Here is a 17293-nt window from a genome sequence, read left to right as displayed (position 1 = left end):
CTGTAATGCGTGTGAATGATATTTCAAACTGGATATAGTATAACTCTTTTTGTGTCTGCTGGCAACTGTTTGTTCCGGTCAGTTGTAGTAATAAGCGTCAAAGAGCTGAGATGCGATCGGCACAGCAGCCTCACTTCCGGTGCCGCCCCCTTCAACGATCACCGCAACGGCAAGATCCGGATCATCCACATTGGAATATCCGATAAACCAGGAATGGCTAGAACCGTTTTCATCATATTCCGCAGAGCCGGTTTTTCCTGCTGCCGTGTACCCCTGTCCGGAAAGAGCAGAGGCTGTTCCATATTCCACAACATCTTTCATCAGCTCTCCCAGCATCACTGCCTCATTTTTTGTCATAAGACGTTTATATGCTTCTGGAGTCGTCTCATCTACCAGATCCCCCGTATTGTTTACTACCCTGTCAATGAGATACGGCTTCATAAGTACTCCGTTATTTGCAATGGCGCAGGTGATCATTGCCATATGAGCAGGAGAAACAAGGGTGTTTCCCTGACCGATAGAAGTCTGCATGGTAAGAGGGATTCCTGACCTTCCATTCAGGCTGAAGATACTTTTTTTATAGGAGGCAAGAGGAAGCTTTTTATTAAAAAGCAGATCCTCACTTGTTTCCAGAAGAGAGCCTCCACCGAGATCCAGCCCCATCTGCGCAAACGCACAGTTACAGGAGCTGGCAAAAGCTGAGTAAAAATCCTCCTGACCATGAACGGTTCCGTTATAGCACTGAATGGTATGGTCTTCTTTTGTAATGCTTCCCTCACAGACATAGGAATATCCGTTAAAGCTTCCGTGTTTTCTGAAATAATCAAGCGCTGTTACCACCTTGAAAGTAGAACCCGGAGGGTACTGTCCCTGGGTAGCTCTGTTTAACAGACTGGAGTTTGTTTCGTCACTGACCAGCCAGTCCCAGTTTTCCTCAATGGAATTCGGATCAAAATCCGGTTTACTGACCATGGCAAGAATCTTCCCGGTAGAAGGTTCCATAGCAATGACAGCACCTCTTCTGTCACCCAACGCATTGTAGGCTGTTGTCTGTAGATTTGCACTTAAAGTGGAAATTACCGTGTCTCCCATATTTTTTCTCTCCAGAAATTCGTTTTTCATCTGGTTCAGAAAAAATTCATGAGAACTCAGAAGCTGAAAATTTGCCTCGGATTCCAGCCCGCTTTTTCCATTGGAATCATATCCGATCACATGGGCAAATACATTTGCATAAGGATATATCCTGTCTTCCGTGCCGTCATCATAGACATCTGTTTTTGCAAGAATTTCTCCCTCGGAAGAAAGAATCTGTCCTCTTACAACCCGGTCCGAAAAGGTATCCTGTCTGGTATTATATGGGCTGTTGATAAAATCCTCGCTTTTTACTACATTAAAATATACGAGATATCCAATCATTGCCATAAAAACAGCCACAAAAAACCAGGATACAAATGTATACTCTCTGTTTCTAGCCCGTCTTCTTTTAGATTTCTCTCGCTCTGCGCGCTTCCTCTCTTGCTCGAATTCTCTGCGCTGCTTCTTTTCTGCGTCTCTCAAATTCCTCGTCCTCGTCTTCTCTTAAAATGTACAGTCCCTGAATAATGGCAAGCATCAGAATCGTACTCATCACCGAACTGCCTCCATAACTTACCAGCGGCAGCGTGACACCTGTCATAGGAATAAACTTGGTGGCTCCGCCTATGGTAAGGATTACCTGAAATGCATATTCTGTCCCCAGACCCAGAGCAATCAGCTTGTAGAAGGGATTTTTGATCCGAAGTGCAATATTTACGATCATCAGGAAAAAACTCATGCATACAAGGATCAGACAGATGGCAAAAATCCCTCCCAACTCCTCACAGATAGCACTGAAGATAAAGTCGTTTTTTACAACCGGAATAGCTTCCGGGGAACCCTGACAGAGTCCCATGCCAAACCAGCTTCCGGTTCCGATTGCAAACAGTGACTGAACAATCTGGTAGCCTTCATTCTGATAAACCGCCATGGGATCACTCCATGCACTGACTCTCTGACGCACATGGCCGAAGAGGAAGTACGCCACTACTGCACCAAGGCTTCCTCCTGCCAGTCCAAGTCCAAGATACTGCGGCTTTTTGGTGGAAACATATATCATCACGAGATAGGCGGCAAAAAAGATTACAGCACTTCCAAGATCCCTGGAAAGAACCAGGATTCCCACATGGAGAGCCGCCACTACCGTTACCAGCACTACTGTCCGGAAATCATTGGCTCTGGAAAGCAGAGATGCCATAAAAAATACAAAAGTAATTTTAATGACCTCAGAAGGCTGGATACCCATAAGAGACAGTTTTGCCCCGTAGCTTGTCCTTGCAAGAAGGAAAACTGCCGCAAGCAGGATAACACCTACCCCTGCATAGAGCCAGGTAAGCCTGCGCAGAAATTTCATTTTCCGGATCATAACCGGGATGATCAGCGCGATCCCACTGGCTGCGGCTGCGATCACAAGCTGTTTTGTGGCTGTGGCAATATCCAGCCTGCAGAGCATGATGAAACCCACGCTCAAAAGCATACACATATTATTCAGAAGAAGCAGGGACGCCTTTTTGTAAAAAATCCTGTACAAAATCTGCACCGCCGCAAAAAATACCATCATTTCAAGGTAAAAAACAATCACCTGAAAATTAAAGGTTTTCAGATAGATCACCAGAAATGCAGTAAAATCCATAAAAAAGATCAGAACAAGCTGCTGACGCAGAAGTTCATTTCTTTCGATCTCATCCTGCTGACGCACTGTGTAAAAACAATGAAAGGTATATATGATCATCAGTGTCAGGATCAGATACTTTGATAATTCAACAATTACATTAATCATATGCCTTATTCGGCTCCTCTTTTAAAATGTCCCTTTGTGAACTCGCGTACAGGAGCTTTTTTCCCGTAAACATACACATCCAGAAACTCCCTGGCGATCGCCTGTGTCTCTTCTGCAGATTCCAGTGTAAAGGAAAGTCTGAGAGATGTGGTGTTAAGCTCCTTTACCTTTTGACTTTCATTCAAAAGTCCATAGGGGATGCTGTTATAAATAATATTATAACAGAACTCTTTTCTGTCTGTAGTTCCGGTTTTCCAGGGATGGCAGACGCAGACGCACGGAAACTCCTTGTCATATCTGTCCTTTAATACCATTTGCGCCTCTTTTCGGTCACACTGAAGAGTATTTTTACGCACACACTGAGCAGACAACATCAGGGGAATATAACCGTAAATAACGAACTCACTGTCCCGGTTTATTCTGTGACGCAGTTCCTTTTCGTTTAATTCCAGAGGAACCGTATTTCTCAAAATCCCCTGGTCTTTCCAGAAGGCGCAGGCTTCGTCATTCCAGGTATACAGAGATGCGTCTGCCACACAGTATTTCTGAAGTCCCTCTTCTCGCAGCATTCCATAAGATTCCAGATTCCGCACCAGAAATCCTTTCATTCCCATAGAAAGCCAGGTCAGGGCTTTTTCCCGAAACTCCTGAGGCATCTTCCCACGGGTGATCACCGGAAGAGAAAGATACAGTTCTTTTTCTTTCTGAAGCCCCTGTTCCATACAGATTTCCATAATATCAAAAGGCAAGTAAAGGCCTGAAATCTCCGGACTGTTAAAGAGAACTTCTGCCTGTTCCGGTTTCTCACAGGATGCGTAGATGGGCGGAATGTTCTCTGCACTTTCTTTCACGGACTTCTGCATCTCATCCGGGCAGATAGATTTTTCCGGAAGCATTCTTTTGTATTTTTCAAGAAACGCCTGTTCTAACTGCGCAAGAGCGGTTCTTCTCAGTTCATTCAAAACCTTCACCGGAACAAAAATATTTCCGTCTGACTGAATATCCAGGCTGTCCCAGACGAACTCCGTATTTCCCAGCTTTTCCATCTGCTGACGGATTCGCGTTTCTTCCATGGGATGCTCTCTGGCATACTGAACCTCCCCCGCAGATACCACTGCCTCTGTATCCTTCAGAGAAACCTGAAGCACAGCAGGACTTTCCGGATACAGCATCAGGGTTCCGCTGATTTTTTCCTTTTTCCGGGTAAGAGATACGGAAATATCTCCTGTTTTTTTATGGTTGGAAAAAGCCACCATGGAAGGGCCGTTCTGCTGTTTATAATATCCGGAACAGGATCCTCCTCGGTTGAATACATCCAGAAGATATTTTCGGTCACAGTCATCCACCTTATAGGAATCTCTGTTTTCTTTTAGTATATCCAGATATTTCCGGTAAATTCCCGTAACTGCCGCCGTATATTCCGGCTGCTTCATTCTTCCCTCTATCTTCAAAGACATCACACCTGCATCCAGAATTTCCGGAAGAATATCAAGAGTACAGATATCCTTAAGACTCAGAGGGCAGGTTTCTTTCCCTTTAAATCTTCCCTGTTGTTCCCGTACCTGATAAGGAAGCCTGCAGGGCTGAGCGCATTTTCCCCGGTTTCCGCTTCTTCCTCCGATCATACTGCTCATAAGACACTGACCGGAAATACTATAACAAAGCGCGCCGTGTATAAACGCCTCGATCTCAATCGAGCTTTCTCTGTGCATGGCTGCAAGCTCCTCAAGAGTCAGTTCACGGGCAGGCACCACACGGGTCACTCCCTGCTGCTCCAGGAACCTCATCCCTTTCGGTCCGGTAACAGCCATCTGTGTGCTTGCATGAATAGGCAGATCCGGAAAATTTCTCCTGATAAACCGCAGGACTCCCATATCCTGTACGATCACCGCATCCAGTCCTTCCAGATAAGATGGAAGAAGAGAATCATAAAGCCGCTCCTTCAGCTCTCTGTTTTTCAGCAACGTATTTACTGTAAGATATAACTTTTTTCCATGGATATGGGCTGTACGAACAGCACGGATCAGTTCCTCCTGGGTAAAATTTTTTGCATAAGCTCTGGCGCCGAAATCAGGTCCGCCAACATACACTGCATCTGCCCCTGCTCCCAGGGCAGCCTCAAAAGCTTCATAAGAACCTGCAGGCGCCAGAAGCTCTGTTTTATTCATATCTGTCATAATCCCTCGCTTATCTTTTCTGCTGAACAGAAACTGTTTTCAGAATACTTAAAAACAGACAAAGGGGACTACCGAAGCAATCCCCCCTCTGACTTTTACTTTAGTAATGACTCAATTTCACCTTCCAGCTCTTTGATCTTCCCTTCCATCAGGATACGCTGGTGTTCTGCTTCCTGCTGGTGTTTTTCTGCTTCCTCCATTTTCATACGGAGAGCGATCAATTCGTGTTTTAATTCATACATTTCCTGATCTTTTTGCTGAAGATCCTGTTCAAAAATTTCCGCCTGTTTTTTGGCCTTAAAATAATCGTCTGTAATATTCAGGCTGAGCAGAGTATGCTTTGTCTCCATAGGCTGCCTGGAATAACCCGGCATTTCGCTGAGCTCCGCAATTTTGTTATTTATGTAAGACGCTACCTTCTGAAAATATTCCTCTGATTCATAGCCTCCTAAAGTGATGATCTTTCCTCCGATCACTACCTGTGCCGTATTCTTGACTGCCATACAAAGCCTCCTGTGTATATAAAATTTCCTGGATTTTCCATTAAAGTTTCTGTCTCATTCCTCTTCAAAATCAAGGTTTGCCAAAGACAGAAAAAATCATTCATATTTTATTATACCCGAAACCTGTCGAAAAGTATAGAATTTTTTATGAAATCTTCTCATAGCCCAGATGACTGTAAGCAAGAGGCGAAGCCATACGCCCTCTGGGTGTACGGTTTAAAAAACCATTTTGAAGAAGATACGGCTCATAAACATCTTCCAGTGTACCGGAATCCTCACCGATAGCAGCAGCCAGTGTTTCCAGACCTACCGGTCCTCCTTTGAAGTTTACGATCAGAGTTTTCAGAATACGCCTGTCGATCTTGTCAAGTCCATACTGATCCACTTCCAGAAGATCCAGAGCAAAAACAGCTACCTCATAGGTGATCTTTCCGTCATATTTTACCTGGGCAAAATCCCGGACACGTTTTAATAGTCTGTTGGCAAGTCTTGGTGTTCCCCTTGATCGTTTGGCAATCTCCGCCGCTCCCTTCTGGTCAATCTCCACTTCCAGAACCTGTGCAGAACGGAGGATGATAGTTTCCAGTTCTTTGTGATTATAAAATTCCAGATGATGCATCACTCCGAAACGGTCACGCAAAGGCGCAGATAAAAGTCCCGCTCTTGTGGTTGCTCCTACAAGCGTGAACTTAGGCAGGTCCAGACGGATAGAACGAGCAGACGCTCCCTTTCCGATCATAATATCAATGGCAAAATCTTCCATGGCAGGATAAAGAACTTCCTCCACCTGCCGGTTCAATCTGTGGATCTCATCCACAAAAAGAATGTCTCCCTCCTGAAGGTTGTTAAGGATCGCGGCCATTTCCCCCGGTTTTTCTATGGCAGGGCCTGAGGTAACCTTCATATGCACTCCCATCTCATTTGCAATGATTCCGGACAGAGTTGTTTTTCCCAGCCCTGGAGGGCCGTAAAAAAGCACATGATCCAGAGCATCCTTTCGCTGTTTGGCTGCCTCTATATAAATTTTCAGTGTTTTTTTTGTTTTTTCCTGACCAATGTATTCTTCCAGTGTCTGAGGTCTTAAATTCCCCTCCAGAGGAAAATCTTCTTCTGTTACATCGGTGGTGATCATTCTTTTTTCCATATATACTCCTACAGATTCTTAAGGGCTGCTTTCAGAATGGCTTCCACATCATCCGGCGCCACATCTGTTACCTTACGGACTGCGCGCAAAGCATCTGTACTGCTGTAGCCCAGTGCAACCAGAGCTTCCACTGCCTCTTTGCTTCCATCCAGAATATTTGTCCCGGAAATAGCAGCCGCCTCCTGCTCATGGGCAAGCTTCTTCTCAAATGCATCCTCCAGCTTCAGCTTGTCCTTCAACTCCAGGATCAGTTTCTGAGCCGTTTTCTTTCCAATACCCGGAGCTCTGGAAATAGTTTTTGTATCATCGGATAAAACAGCAAATCTCAGTTCATCGGCTGTAAGCCCTGCCAGAACCCCCAGTGCTGCCTTTGGTCCGATCCCGTTAACGCCGAGAAGAAGCCGGAACATCTGAAGATCATCCTTGTTCAAAAATCCGAACAGCTGCATGGCATCCTCTCGCACATGAAAATGCGTATGTATTTTAACCGGCTCTTCTTTTCTGACTGCCTGTTCAATGGCAGAACCTGTCATAAAAATTTCATAACCGATCCCGGCTGTCTCCACGATCACGGAAGTTTCTGTAGAGTCCACCACTGTGCCATATATAAATGAAATCATAAACTTCTGCTCCTGTGATTAATTTTTCTGTATCGACTTATGATATCATAGTTACCGCAAAAAAGCAAACATCTATTCGAAAAATTCTACAGATAGATTGCAGCAGCTATTATAACTTCTTTTCTGTTAAAAAATCCCGGCACAGATTTTATCTGTAAACCGGGATTTTACTGTATATACAACAGTTTTATGTTTTTTACAGGATTACGCCTCTGGGACAGACATCTTTACATGCGCCGCAGTTGGTACATTTTTTATAATCAATATGCGCACAGAAATCTGTTACAGTAATAGCGCTGTTCGGACAGGTTTTCTCACATTTTTTGCAGCCGATACATCCCACCTCACAGGCAGAAGTAACTGCCTTGCCTTTGTCATGAGAGCTACAGCCCACAAAAACAGTCTGAGTATACGGAACCAGCTCAATCAGATGATTTGGACATTTGGCAACACATTTGCCGCAGGCTTTGCATTTTTCCTTATCTACCACAGCCACACCGTTGATTATGTGAATAGCATCAAAAGGACAGGCCTTTACACAGCTTCCAAAGCCCATACATCCATAGGAACAGCTTTTTGCCCCGCCGCCTGGGATAAAGGCCATCATCTCGCAGTCCTCAACACCTGTATATACAAAATCACTTTTTGTTTTTTCACAGGTTCCGGTACATTTTACAAAGGCAGTCTGACGAACGGTTTCCACAACCTCCTGCCCCATGATCCCTGCGATCACTTTTCCCACTGCTTCTCCTCCTACCGGACATCCATTAACCGGCGCCTCTCCTTTGGCGATTGCCGCAGCCAGACCATCACAGCCGGGAAATCCGCATCCGCCACAGTTGTTACCGGGAAGAGCCTCACGGACAGCCACCTCTTTTTCGTCTGTTTTCACCGCAAATTTCTTTCCTGCAACTCCAAGAAAAATGCCGATAAAGAGGCCTACTGCCGCAACTACAATAGTTGCTATGATAATTGCTCCGATATTCATATTCACGCCTCCTTAGATCAGTCCTGAAAATCCGAAAAACGCGATCGCCATCAGTCCTGCTGTAATTAGAACAATAGGAAATCCACGGAAAGATTCCGGAATGTCATTGTACTCGATTTTTTCACGGATACCTGCCATTACAATGATAGCCAGGGTAAAGCCCACTGCCGTGGCAAAACCGTTTACAGTACCCTGAAGGATATTATATTCCTTCTGCACATTAATAAGAGCCACACCCAGAACAGCACAGTTTGTGGTGATCAGAGGAAGATACACTCCAAGGGCCTGATAAAGAGAAGGCATTGCCTTTTTCAGGAACATTTCCACAAACTGAACAAGGGCTGCAATAATCAGAATAAAAACAATGGTCTGCAGATACTCCATATGAGTTGGAACCAGAATAAACTTATAGATCACACTTGTAACAAAAGAAGAAAGCGTAATAACAAAGATGACTGCTCCACCCATACCTGCTGCAGTTTCTGTTTTTTTGGAAACACCCAGAAACGGACACAAGCCCAGGAACTGGCTGAGGACTACGTTATTTACAAGTACAGAACCTACAATGATAAGCATTAATTCTTTCATTAATGTTTACCTCCTTTGCACATGGTATTTCCGCAGGAAGCGCAGGCTCCGCCGCACTTATCCGGATTACTCGGATCAATTCCGCGCTTTGCAGCGCCAATCTTGAATTTATTCTGAAGGGCTGCCAGAATAGCCAGAACAAAGAAGGCTCCCGGTGCCAGAATGAAAATAGTAACCGGCTCATATCCCATTTTTCCGGCTGCCGCATCTGCCAGCGGCAGAATCTGCCGTCCGAAAAGCTGTCCTGCACCGATCAGTTCTCTGACTGCACCGATACAGGTAATACTTAAAGTAAATCCAAGCCCCATTCCGATACCGTCAAAAAGTGATGGAATCGGAGGATTTTTGGATGCATATGACTCTGCGCGTCCAAGGATAATACAGTTTACAACGATCAGAGGAATATATAGTCCCAGAGATGCATAAAGTCCGGGAAGGAAACCTTCCAGAAGCATCTGTACAATCGTTACAAATGATGCCACAACCACAATAAACGCAGGCATACGCACACCGTCCGGAATGAATTTACGCAGCATGGAGATCAGAAGATTGGACGCTGCAAGAACAGCCGTTGTTGTCAGCCCCATTCCGATACCGTTCACCGCTGAAGTGGTAACTGCCAGTGTAGGGCACATACCAAGCATCAGCACAAAAGTAGGATTTTCCTTAATAATACCGTTGATCAGACGTTCTGATGGTGTATTTGCTTTCATTGTTCTCCTCCTTCCATGTACTGAAATGCAGTGAGTCCTGCGTTTACTCCATTCGTCACAGCATTGGTGGTTATGGTTGCGCCGCTGATCGCGTCAATTTCATTCTCTGATGCTGCTCCTGTTTTGGTATATTTGAATTTTTCCACCTTTTTATCCCGGAACTGATTTTTAAAATCGTCTGTGTCTGCCTTCATTCCAAGGCCTGCAGTCTCACTGATTGACAGTATGGAGATTCCGTTAAGAGTACCGTCTTTCTGTACGCCCATGGCAAACTGGATATCTCCGCCGTAACCCTCAGAACTTGTTACGGTAAACGCATATCCGATTTCATTTTCAGAAGCGTCAAAAGCAGTCATGACTTCATCAATGGTCTGCGCGCCGTAGCTATTGTCGCTGAGCACACCGGCCAGTTCCTGAGCCTTATCTCCCAGAACAACTTCGCCAAAGCTGTCTGCGTCCGGAAAGACTGATTTATAAGCTTCCTGCTTTGCCTTTAATTTCTGTTCTGCAATAGGATCTGCAGTAATATCCTGGACCACTCCCAGAGCCAGACCTGCAACGAGGGTGATAACAGTAATAGAAATCGTGTCTTTTACAATACTCATGCTTTTTTCCCTCCCTTTCCAAATGCTGCAGGATAAGTTGCTTTTTCAATAAGCGGAACCAGAAGGTTGCAGAAAATAATCGCATAGGAAACACCTTCTGCGGATCCACCGAACAGACGGAATACTGCCGTTACCACACCAAGGCAGCAGCCGTATACAAGCTGTCCCTTAAAGGTGATTGGTGTCGTCACATAATCCGTTGCCATAAACCATGCTCCGAGCATCAGACCGCCGCCGAACAGATAGCTTAACAGATAATTTGCATCAAAGCCCATTCCGGTACACAGCATATAAATAATCACAAATACAGAAAAGCTGCCGATATATGTAAGGGGGATCTTCAGGTCGATCACCTTAAACGCAAGAAGGATTACTGCGCCAATAAGGATCGCAAGAGCCGAAGTTTCTCCGATGGTTCCCTGGATATTTCCGAAAAACAGATTCTGTACCGGTACAGAAGTACCTTCCACGAATCCCTGAGCTTTCAGAGCTGCAAGAGGAGTCGCTCCGGTAACTGTATCCACAACGCCACGGAAATGGTCTGACACTGCAAAATCTGTCATTCTTCCTGCGAAAGAAATCATCAGGAAACATCTTCCTGCAAGAGCCGGGTTCATAAAGTTCTGTCCCAGTCCGCCAAAAAGCTGTTTTACTACAATAATAGAAAATGCGCTTCCCAGAACAGGCATCCACAGAGGGATCTGCGGCGGCATATTCAGGGCAAGAAGAAGTCCTGTGACAACTGCACTGAAATCTTTTATGGTATTTGGTTTATGCATAAAGTGATCATAAAGCCACTCAAAAATAACGCTGGATGCCACTGTTACAGCAACAACAAAGAATGCATGAAAACCAAAATTCCAGATTCCGAACAGTGTTGCAGGAAGAAGTGCGAGCACTACCAGCTGCATGATTCTGCTTGTTGTCATACAATCCCTTACATGAGGATTCGATGACACATGATACTTTTGTTCCATTGGTTTACCTCCCCCTATTTCTTTCTGCGGCTGGCAAGAACCATCTTCCGCATGGATTTGATACTCTGAGTCAGCGGCCTCTTTGCAGGACATACATAACTGCAGCAGCCACATTCACAACATTCCATTCCATTTAATTTTTCAAATCCTGTCATATCCCCTCTTTCTGCCAGTGTGGCAAGACGGGCAGGGAGAACACGTCCCGGACAGACGCGCACACAGCGTCCGCAGTTAATGCAGGCTGTCATCTGTTTCTGAGCCTCTGACACGGCATCTTTTTCCAGACAAAGGAAGGCAGATGTTGTTTTTACGCAGGGAACATGAAGGTCAAACATGGCGAATCCCATCATCGGCCCACCTGAGATTACTTTTGCAGCATCCATTTTCAGCCCACCGGCTGCTTCAATCAGCTCTTCCATATTTGTTCCGGTAAGAACCATAAAGTTTTTCGGACTGGCAACAGCCTCTCCTGTTACCGTTACGATCCTGTTCATAACAGGACGCCCAAGGATAACTGCTTTGTAAACAGCTACAACTGTATCCACATTATCTACCACACAGCCTGCGTCTGCCGGAAGCATGGAGGAATTGATCTCTCTTCCTGTAGTGGCATAGATCAATGTACGCTCACCACCCTGAGGATATTTAGTCATAACCTCTTTGACTTCTATTCTGGAATGTCCCTTTACCAGTTCACGCATCTTTGCAATACAGTCCGGCTTATTGTCTTCAATACAGATATAGCCTTTTGCATGATCAAAAAGCTTCAGCATCACTTCAAGACCTGCAATGACCTTGTCCGGTTCTTCCAACATTCTTCGATAATCACTTGTCAGATAAGGTTCACACTCTGCTCCGTTTACCAGAACATATTCAATTTTATCCGGTTCCTTTGGGGAGAGCTTTACATGGGTAGGAAAACCGGCGCCTCCCATTCCCACAACACCGCCTTCACGGATTCTTGCAATGATCTCTTCTTTTGACAATGCTGAAAGCTCTGCTGTCTGAAATTCTGTTTCTTCATACTGCTGATCGTTTTCTATGATAATAGAATCTGCCATATTTCCCGTAGCAGTCAGCCTTTTTTCAAAGCCTTTTACGATTCCTGAAACAGAAGCATGCAGGGGCACGGATACAAATCCATTGGCTTCTGCAATTTTCTGTCCTGCCAGAACCCGGTCTCCCTTGTTCACACAGGGAACAGAAGGAGCTCCAATATGCTGAGACAGCGGATAAACCATCTCTCCCTTTGGAAGATACTTTTCAATTGGACTGTTTTTGGACAGCTCCTTGCCCTCATAGGGATGAATCCCACCCTTAAAGGTAAGTTTTCCCATATCTATTTCCTCCTTTTACAAGTTATTTTTTATCTTTCTTATGGCGCATACGGTATCCACGGTTCAGATGAGGATAGGCCTTCAGGAAACGTCTGGTATTTCCCTTGGTTCTGTTTACCAGAGTTTTTCTGTAAACCCGAAGTTCTTCCGTAAACTCTTTCTGGAATGCAAGACGTTTTTCGCTTAAAATTCTGAGAGCCTCTGAATCTTCCAATTTTTCTCTGAGAAGTTCAGGAGAAGCGCCTTTGGGAAGTTCCAGTGATTCCAGCTTTACATTCAATCTCAGCATAAGCTCCACACGTTTCTTTTCCAGTTCCTGCTCCCAATAGGGGATTCTCTCTTTCAGATGGAAAGCAGCACACGCAGAACGGAAAAAATCACACAAATATCCTGCTGCAATCACACATACTGCAATTTTACCTGCATATACAGGATAAAGAGCAACGATCTTTTCTACAAGCGGATGCAGAACTCTGAACAGAAGAACTGTCAAAACGCCCCAGCCCAGAGAAACTCCCAGGCAGATCCGTCCCTGAAAATTAAATTTCTGGTCACTGTAATCCCACCAGGAAGTATGAAAAATACTTTCCATCAGAACCGCAGTAATATATTCCAGCACTGTGGCAACCACAACGCCCCCTAAGAACAAAATCAATACATGATCCTCTGCCGGCTTCAGAATCAGATAAACTGATATGGCGCCAAAACCGTAAATGGTACAAAAGGGTCCACTGACGAACCCCCTGTTCACAAACTCTCCATGCTTTGTGGAAACATAAAAGGTTTCCCATACCCAGCCAAAAAAGCTGTAAATGAAAAACCAATTTAAAATATGGTAAACATCTATTCCGTTAATTGTCAGATTCCACATAATCATCCCGTCTTTCTGTCTTAAATATCTGTTTCGTATGAACAGCAATGATGTCCGGTTACTGTTTGCTACATTCACAGTAACGATGTTTATACTATAACTCAATTTATGAAAAAATTCACTATTATTTTTTTATTTTTTTGTGTATAATTAAATACAATCATGAAAGGAATGGAAAAATATGATTGTTAAAAAAATGCCTATTTTACAAGGGTTTCCGGGCTTTGAGACTGTTAAAAAATTGTCGAAATATGTCTCTGTTGACTGTGGAAACACTCCTGTTTTTTATGACATCGAAACCACCGGACTATCACGATATTCCACTTTTTTATATTTAATCGGGGCGGTAATCCAGGAAAATAACCGATGGTTTCTGTATCAGTGGATGGCTGAAAAAGAGGAAGAAGAACCAGAGATTCTTTGTGAATTTTTTAATTTTTTGGCTTCCGCAACTTCAACTATACAGTATAACGGAAGAAAATTTGATCAGCCTTATCTGGAAGAACGTTACAAAAAACACAATCTTCCCTCTCCCTTTAGAAATCTTCCTGCTCTGGATCTGTATCAGGAGCTGAAGCCATGCAAAAATCTTCTGAATCTGGAGCGAATGAAACAGCCGGATCTGGAAAAATTTCTGGGGCGGGGCTCCCGCACTCACTGCGATGGCGGACAGTGCATCCGTCTTTACAAATCTTATATAAAAAATCCCACTGCTGAGTCTGAACAGATCATCCTCGGACATAATCAGGAAGACCTTCTGGGACTTGGCTGTATTTTCCCAATGCTTGGATATCGGGCTTTGATGAAAGGCAGTTATCTGCCCCTGAAGGCGGAAACAGATGAAAGTCAGATAATCCTTTATTTTCAGCTTCCGGCTCCTGTGCCAAAACCAGTATCCAAAAAGGGAAAAGATTTTTATGTTACTGTCAGGGAACAGGAGGGAGCTCTTCTGGTCGTTTCCACAGATCAGAAAATACGCCAGTATTACCAAGATTACAAGTCCTATGATTATATTCCCGGGGAAGATACCGCCATGCCCAGGCAGTTAAGTCAGTATATGGATAAAAGTCTGAGAGTTCCTGCCACACCAGAAACCTGTTATACCTGGTTTCCCTGTACCGAATCTTTTCTGTCCAATCCGGAAAAACAAACACAGTATCTAAAAAGCACTCTTCCGTGTCTTCTTGGCCTTTAAACAAAAAGGATCATTACAGTCTGCAAAATCCGCATCACTGTAATGACCCTTTTATTCATTCAGTTTATGTTTCAGTGTTTACACTGACAAAACTTTTCTTATGCCTCTTCGCCTTCTGCATCCTCTGCAGCCGGAGCTTCCATTGCTTTCATGCTGAGGCTGATTTTCTTTTCTTCGCCGTTGAAATCAACAACTTTTGCCTGGATTTCCTGACCGATAGAAAGTACGTCAGACGGTTTTGCAACATGCTCTCTGGAAATCTGAGAAACATGAAGCAGAGCATCGATTCCAGGTGCAAGCTCTACGAAAGCACCGAAATCTGTCATACGTGCAACTTTTCCTTCTACTACGTTGCCTACTGCAAATTTCTCAGCAGCAGTCAGCCACGGATTTTCTTCCGGGAATTTCAGAGAAAGGGCAATCTTATCTCCGTTGATTTCTTTGATGAGAACCTTAACTTCTTCACCAACAGTAAATACTTTCTTCGGATTCTCTACTCTGCCCCAGGACATTTCGGAAATATGAAGAAGACCGTCAGCTCCGCCAAGATCGATGAATGCACCAAAATCTGTTACATTCTTAACAACACCTGTTACAGTATCGCCTGCATGGATTCTCTCCATAAGCTCTTTCTGCTTCTCAGCTTTTTCTGCAAGAAGAAGCTGTTTGCGATTACCGATAATACGGCGTCTTCTCGGGTTGAACTCTGTGATAACGAATTCAATTTCCTGATCTGCATATTTGGACAGATCTCTCTCGTAAGTATCAGATACAAGGCTTGCAGGAATAAATACTCTTGCTTCCTCAACATTTACACAAAGACCTCCGTCCAGTACCTGAGTTACAGGTGCTTTCAGGACTTCCTGAGACTCGAATGCAGCTTCCAGACGTTTGTTGCCTTTTTCAGCAGCAAGTCTCTTGTATGTCAGGATAACCTGACCTTCGCCGTCGTTCACTTTAAGAACCTTGGCTTCCATTGTGTCACCTACGTGTACAGCGTCTGCAAGTACAAGGGAGCTGTCGTTGGAATACTCGCTCTTGGTGATAATACCGTCTGCTTTATAGCCGATATTCAGGATAATCTCATCTTCTTTTACGTCGATGACAGTACCCTGCACGATCTCTCCATTTCTGATAGTTTTTACGGAATCTTCCAGCATCTGTTCAAAACTTAATTCTGACATGTTCTTGAACCTCCTCAATAATTTTCTTTGGGGTGGACGCCCCTGCTGTAATACCTACATAACTACTGTGATGGAACATTTCAGAATCCAAGTCTACAGGTGTTTGTATATAGTAAGTATTTTCACATTCCTCTTTACATATTTCAAACAGCTTTTGAGTATTGGAACTATGTCTGCCGCCGATGACAAGCATAGTGTCTACCTCTCCGGCTATGGACTGTGCTTCTTTCTGCCGTTCTTCGGTAGCATTACAAATAGTGTTTAAAATATTGTCAATATTTAAAACATTATTATCATACCTCTTTTTGCAGAGAATTTCAACTAATTCTTTAAATTTGTTGTAATTAAATGTCGTCTGTGAAACGATGCAGGGTATTCTGCCCGGATCCGGGACAAAATTTTCTGCATCCTCCCTGTTTCTGAGAACTGTACAGGAGCCCTCGCACCATCCGCAGATCCCTTTTACTTCCGGATGGGATGGATCTCCAAATATGATAATCTGTTTTCCGGCTCTGCTCTCCCGTTCCACGATCCTGTGGATCTTCAGTACGAAAGGACAGGTAACATCTACAAAGGAAATTCCCGCGGCCTCAAGCATATCATAGATCCTGCGGCCCACTCCGTGAGAGCGGATCACAACCGTGCCTTCGTGGAGTTTCGGAATATCCGCTTCTGTGATTACAGTCACACCCTTTTTTTCAAAATCCGAAACCACTTCCTCATTATGAATAATCGGACCCAGAGTATAAATAGGTGAAACTCCATTCTCAATAAGCTCATATACCTTGTCCACTGCTCTTTTTACCCCAAAGCAGAAACCGGCTGTTTTTGCGGTCTTAACCTTCATTTTTTCCAACCTCGTCTGATAATATCACTTTTTCATGAAAAATCTGTAAAATGCATTTTACCACTTCCTCAATGGTCATTTCGGAAGAATCTACAAGAACTGCATCCTCAGCCTGTCTGAGAGGAGAAATCTCCCGATTCATATCGCGGCTGTCACGTTCTTCAATATCTTTTCTGATCTCTTCCAGATCACAGGAAAGACCTTTTTCCTGAAGTTCCAGATAACGACGTTCTGCTCTTGTAAGGGAACTGGCAGTCAGGTAGATCTTCACCTCTGCATTGGGAAGGATTGTAGTACCGATGTCTCTTCCGTCCATAACCACGCTCATGGAAGCTGCAAGCTTTCTCTGAAGATCAAGAAGCTTTTCCCTCACTTTTGGATTTGCAGAGCTTACAGAAGCCATGTTACCCACTTCTTCTCTTCTGAGAAACGGATTCACATTTTCGCCGTTTAAAAGAACGATCTGCTCTCCGTTTTTATATTCTATAGATATTTCCGCTCCCTGGCAGACCTCTCCGATCTCCTCCGGATTTTCTCTGTCTACATTCCGGCGGAGAAGATAAAGAGCCATTGCCCTGTACATGGCGCCTGTGTCTACATACACACAGGAAAGCTCTCTGGCAACTTTTTTTGCAATCGTACTTTTTCCGGCTCCTGCCGGGCCGTCAATGGCAATATTATAGATCATGT

At 44.2% G+C, this 17293-nt stretch carries 17 protein-coding genes; 1 reads left to right on the top strand and 16 read right to left on the bottom strand.

Going from position 1 to position 17293, the window contains the following annotated elements; all coding sequences use genetic code 11:
• Positions 1-78 precede the first annotated feature (78 nt).
• The 13 genes from LU279_RS06560 to LU279_RS06500 all read right to left on the bottom strand — a co-directional run bounded on the left by LU279_RS06560 (position 79) and on the right by LU279_RS06500 (position 13377).
• Positions 79-1557, bottom strand: a complete 1479-nt coding sequence (locus LU279_RS06560) for a peptidoglycan D,D-transpeptidase FtsI family protein (RefSeq protein WP_330684576.1) — start codon at positions 1555-1557, stop codon at positions 79-81.
• A complete protein-coding gene (locus LU279_RS06555) occupies positions 1484-2854 on the bottom strand; it encodes an FtsW/RodA/SpoVE family cell cycle protein (RefSeq protein WP_274421732.1) in 1371 nt (456 codons plus the stop codon). Before LU279_RS06555 ends, LU279_RS06560 begins: the two co-directional genes overlap by 74 nt.
• A gap of 5 nt (positions 2855-2859) precedes the next feature.
• Positions 2860-5031: a peptidase U32 family protein gene (locus tag LU279_RS06550; protein ID WP_274421731.1), complete on the bottom strand. Its 2172-nt coding sequence runs from the start codon at positions 5029-5031 to the stop codon at positions 2860-2862.
• A gap of 95 nt (positions 5032-5126) precedes the next feature.
• Positions 5127-5534, bottom strand: coding sequence for a cell division protein ZapA (locus tag LU279_RS06545; protein WP_274421730.1), 408 nt, complete (start codon positions 5532-5534; stop codon positions 5127-5129).
• A gap of 145 nt (positions 5535-5679) precedes the next feature.
• Complete coding sequence (gene ruvB / locus LU279_RS06540; protein WP_022067398.1) at positions 5680-6678, bottom strand: Holliday junction branch migration DNA helicase RuvB; 999 nt, start codon at positions 6676-6678, stop codon at positions 5680-5682.
• An 8-nt stretch (positions 6679-6686) separates the two neighbouring features.
• Positions 6687-7298 carry a Holliday junction branch migration protein RuvA gene (gene ruvA / locus LU279_RS06535; RefSeq protein WP_274421727.1) on the bottom strand — a complete coding sequence of 204 codons (612 nt, stop codon included), beginning with the start codon at positions 7296-7298 and terminating at the stop codon, positions 6687-6689.
• A 196-nt stretch (positions 7299-7494) separates the two neighbouring features.
• Positions 7495-8286, bottom strand: coding sequence for an RnfABCDGE type electron transport complex subunit B (locus LU279_RS06530; protein ID WP_274421726.1), 792 nt, complete (start codon positions 8284-8286; stop codon positions 7495-7497).
• Between the two features lie 12 nt (positions 8287-8298).
• The gene (gene rsxA / locus LU279_RS06525; protein ID WP_274421725.1) at positions 8299-8874 is read right to left on the bottom strand and encodes an electron transport complex subunit RsxA; all 576 of its coding nucleotides are present in this window, start codon (positions 8872-8874) and stop codon (positions 8299-8301) included.
• Positions 8874-9587: an electron transport complex subunit RsxE gene (gene rsxE / locus LU279_RS06520; RefSeq protein ID WP_274421724.1), complete on the bottom strand. Its 714-nt coding sequence runs from the start codon at positions 9585-9587 to the stop codon at positions 8874-8876. The genes rsxA and rsxE overlap by 1 nt, the downstream gene beginning before the upstream one ends.
• Positions 9584-10192 (bottom strand): RnfABCDGE type electron transport complex subunit G, encoded by a 609-nt coding sequence (locus tag LU279_RS06515; protein WP_274421723.1) that lies wholly within the window; start codon positions 10190-10192, stop codon positions 9584-9586. Before LU279_RS06515 ends, rsxE begins: the two co-directional genes overlap by 4 nt.
• Entirely contained in the window at positions 10189-11169 is a 981-nt protein-coding gene (locus tag LU279_RS06510) for an RnfABCDGE type electron transport complex subunit D (protein ID WP_274421722.1), read from the bottom strand. The genes LU279_RS06515 and LU279_RS06510 overlap by 4 nt, the downstream gene beginning before the upstream one ends.
• Positions 11170-11183: 14 nt before the next feature.
• On the bottom strand, positions 11184-12506 hold the full coding sequence (gene rsxC / locus LU279_RS06505; RefSeq protein ID WP_274421721.1) for an electron transport complex subunit RsxC: 1323 nt from the start codon (positions 12504-12506) through the stop codon (positions 11184-11186).
• Positions 12507-12528: 22 nt separating this feature from the next.
• Positions 12529-13377, bottom strand: a complete 849-nt coding sequence (locus LU279_RS06500; protein WP_274421719.1) for a putative ABC transporter permease — start codon at positions 13375-13377, stop codon at positions 12529-12531.
• A 181-nt stretch (positions 13378-13558) separates the two neighbouring features.
• Between LU279_RS06500 and LU279_RS06495 the strand changes: the two genes are divergently transcribed.
• Entirely contained in the window at positions 13559-14572 is a 1014-nt protein-coding gene (locus tag LU279_RS06495) for a ribonuclease H-like domain-containing protein (RefSeq protein ID WP_274421718.1), read from the top strand.
• 98 nt (positions 14573-14670) lie between these two features.
• On the opposite strand, the gene rpsA is transcribed toward LU279_RS06495, so the two are convergent.
• From rpsA to cmk, 3 genes are read right to left on the bottom strand one after another with little or no spacing between them, the layout of a single operon-like run.
• Positions 14671-15756, bottom strand: a complete 1086-nt coding sequence (gene rpsA / locus LU279_RS06490) for a 30S ribosomal protein S1 (RefSeq protein WP_274421717.1) — start codon at positions 15754-15756, stop codon at positions 14671-14673.
• Complete coding sequence (gene ispH, locus LU279_RS06485) at positions 15737-16603, bottom strand: 4-hydroxy-3-methylbut-2-enyl diphosphate reductase (protein ID WP_274421716.1); 867 nt, start codon at positions 16601-16603, stop codon at positions 15737-15739. The genes rpsA and ispH overlap by 20 nt, the downstream gene beginning before the upstream one ends.
• Entirely contained in the window at positions 16593-17291 is a 699-nt protein-coding gene (cmk, locus tag LU279_RS06480; protein ID WP_274421715.1) for a (d)CMP kinase, read from the bottom strand. Before cmk ends, ispH begins: the two co-directional genes overlap by 11 nt.
• Positions 17292-17293: the final 2 nt, after the last annotated feature.

Origin of the sequence: Blautia sp. XA-2221 (assembly GCF_028767025.1) — a bacterium.
Lineage (GTDB): Bacteria > Bacillota > Clostridia > Lachnospirales > Lachnospiraceae > Blautia_A.
This window is presented reverse-complemented; position numbering and strand designations above follow the sequence as displayed.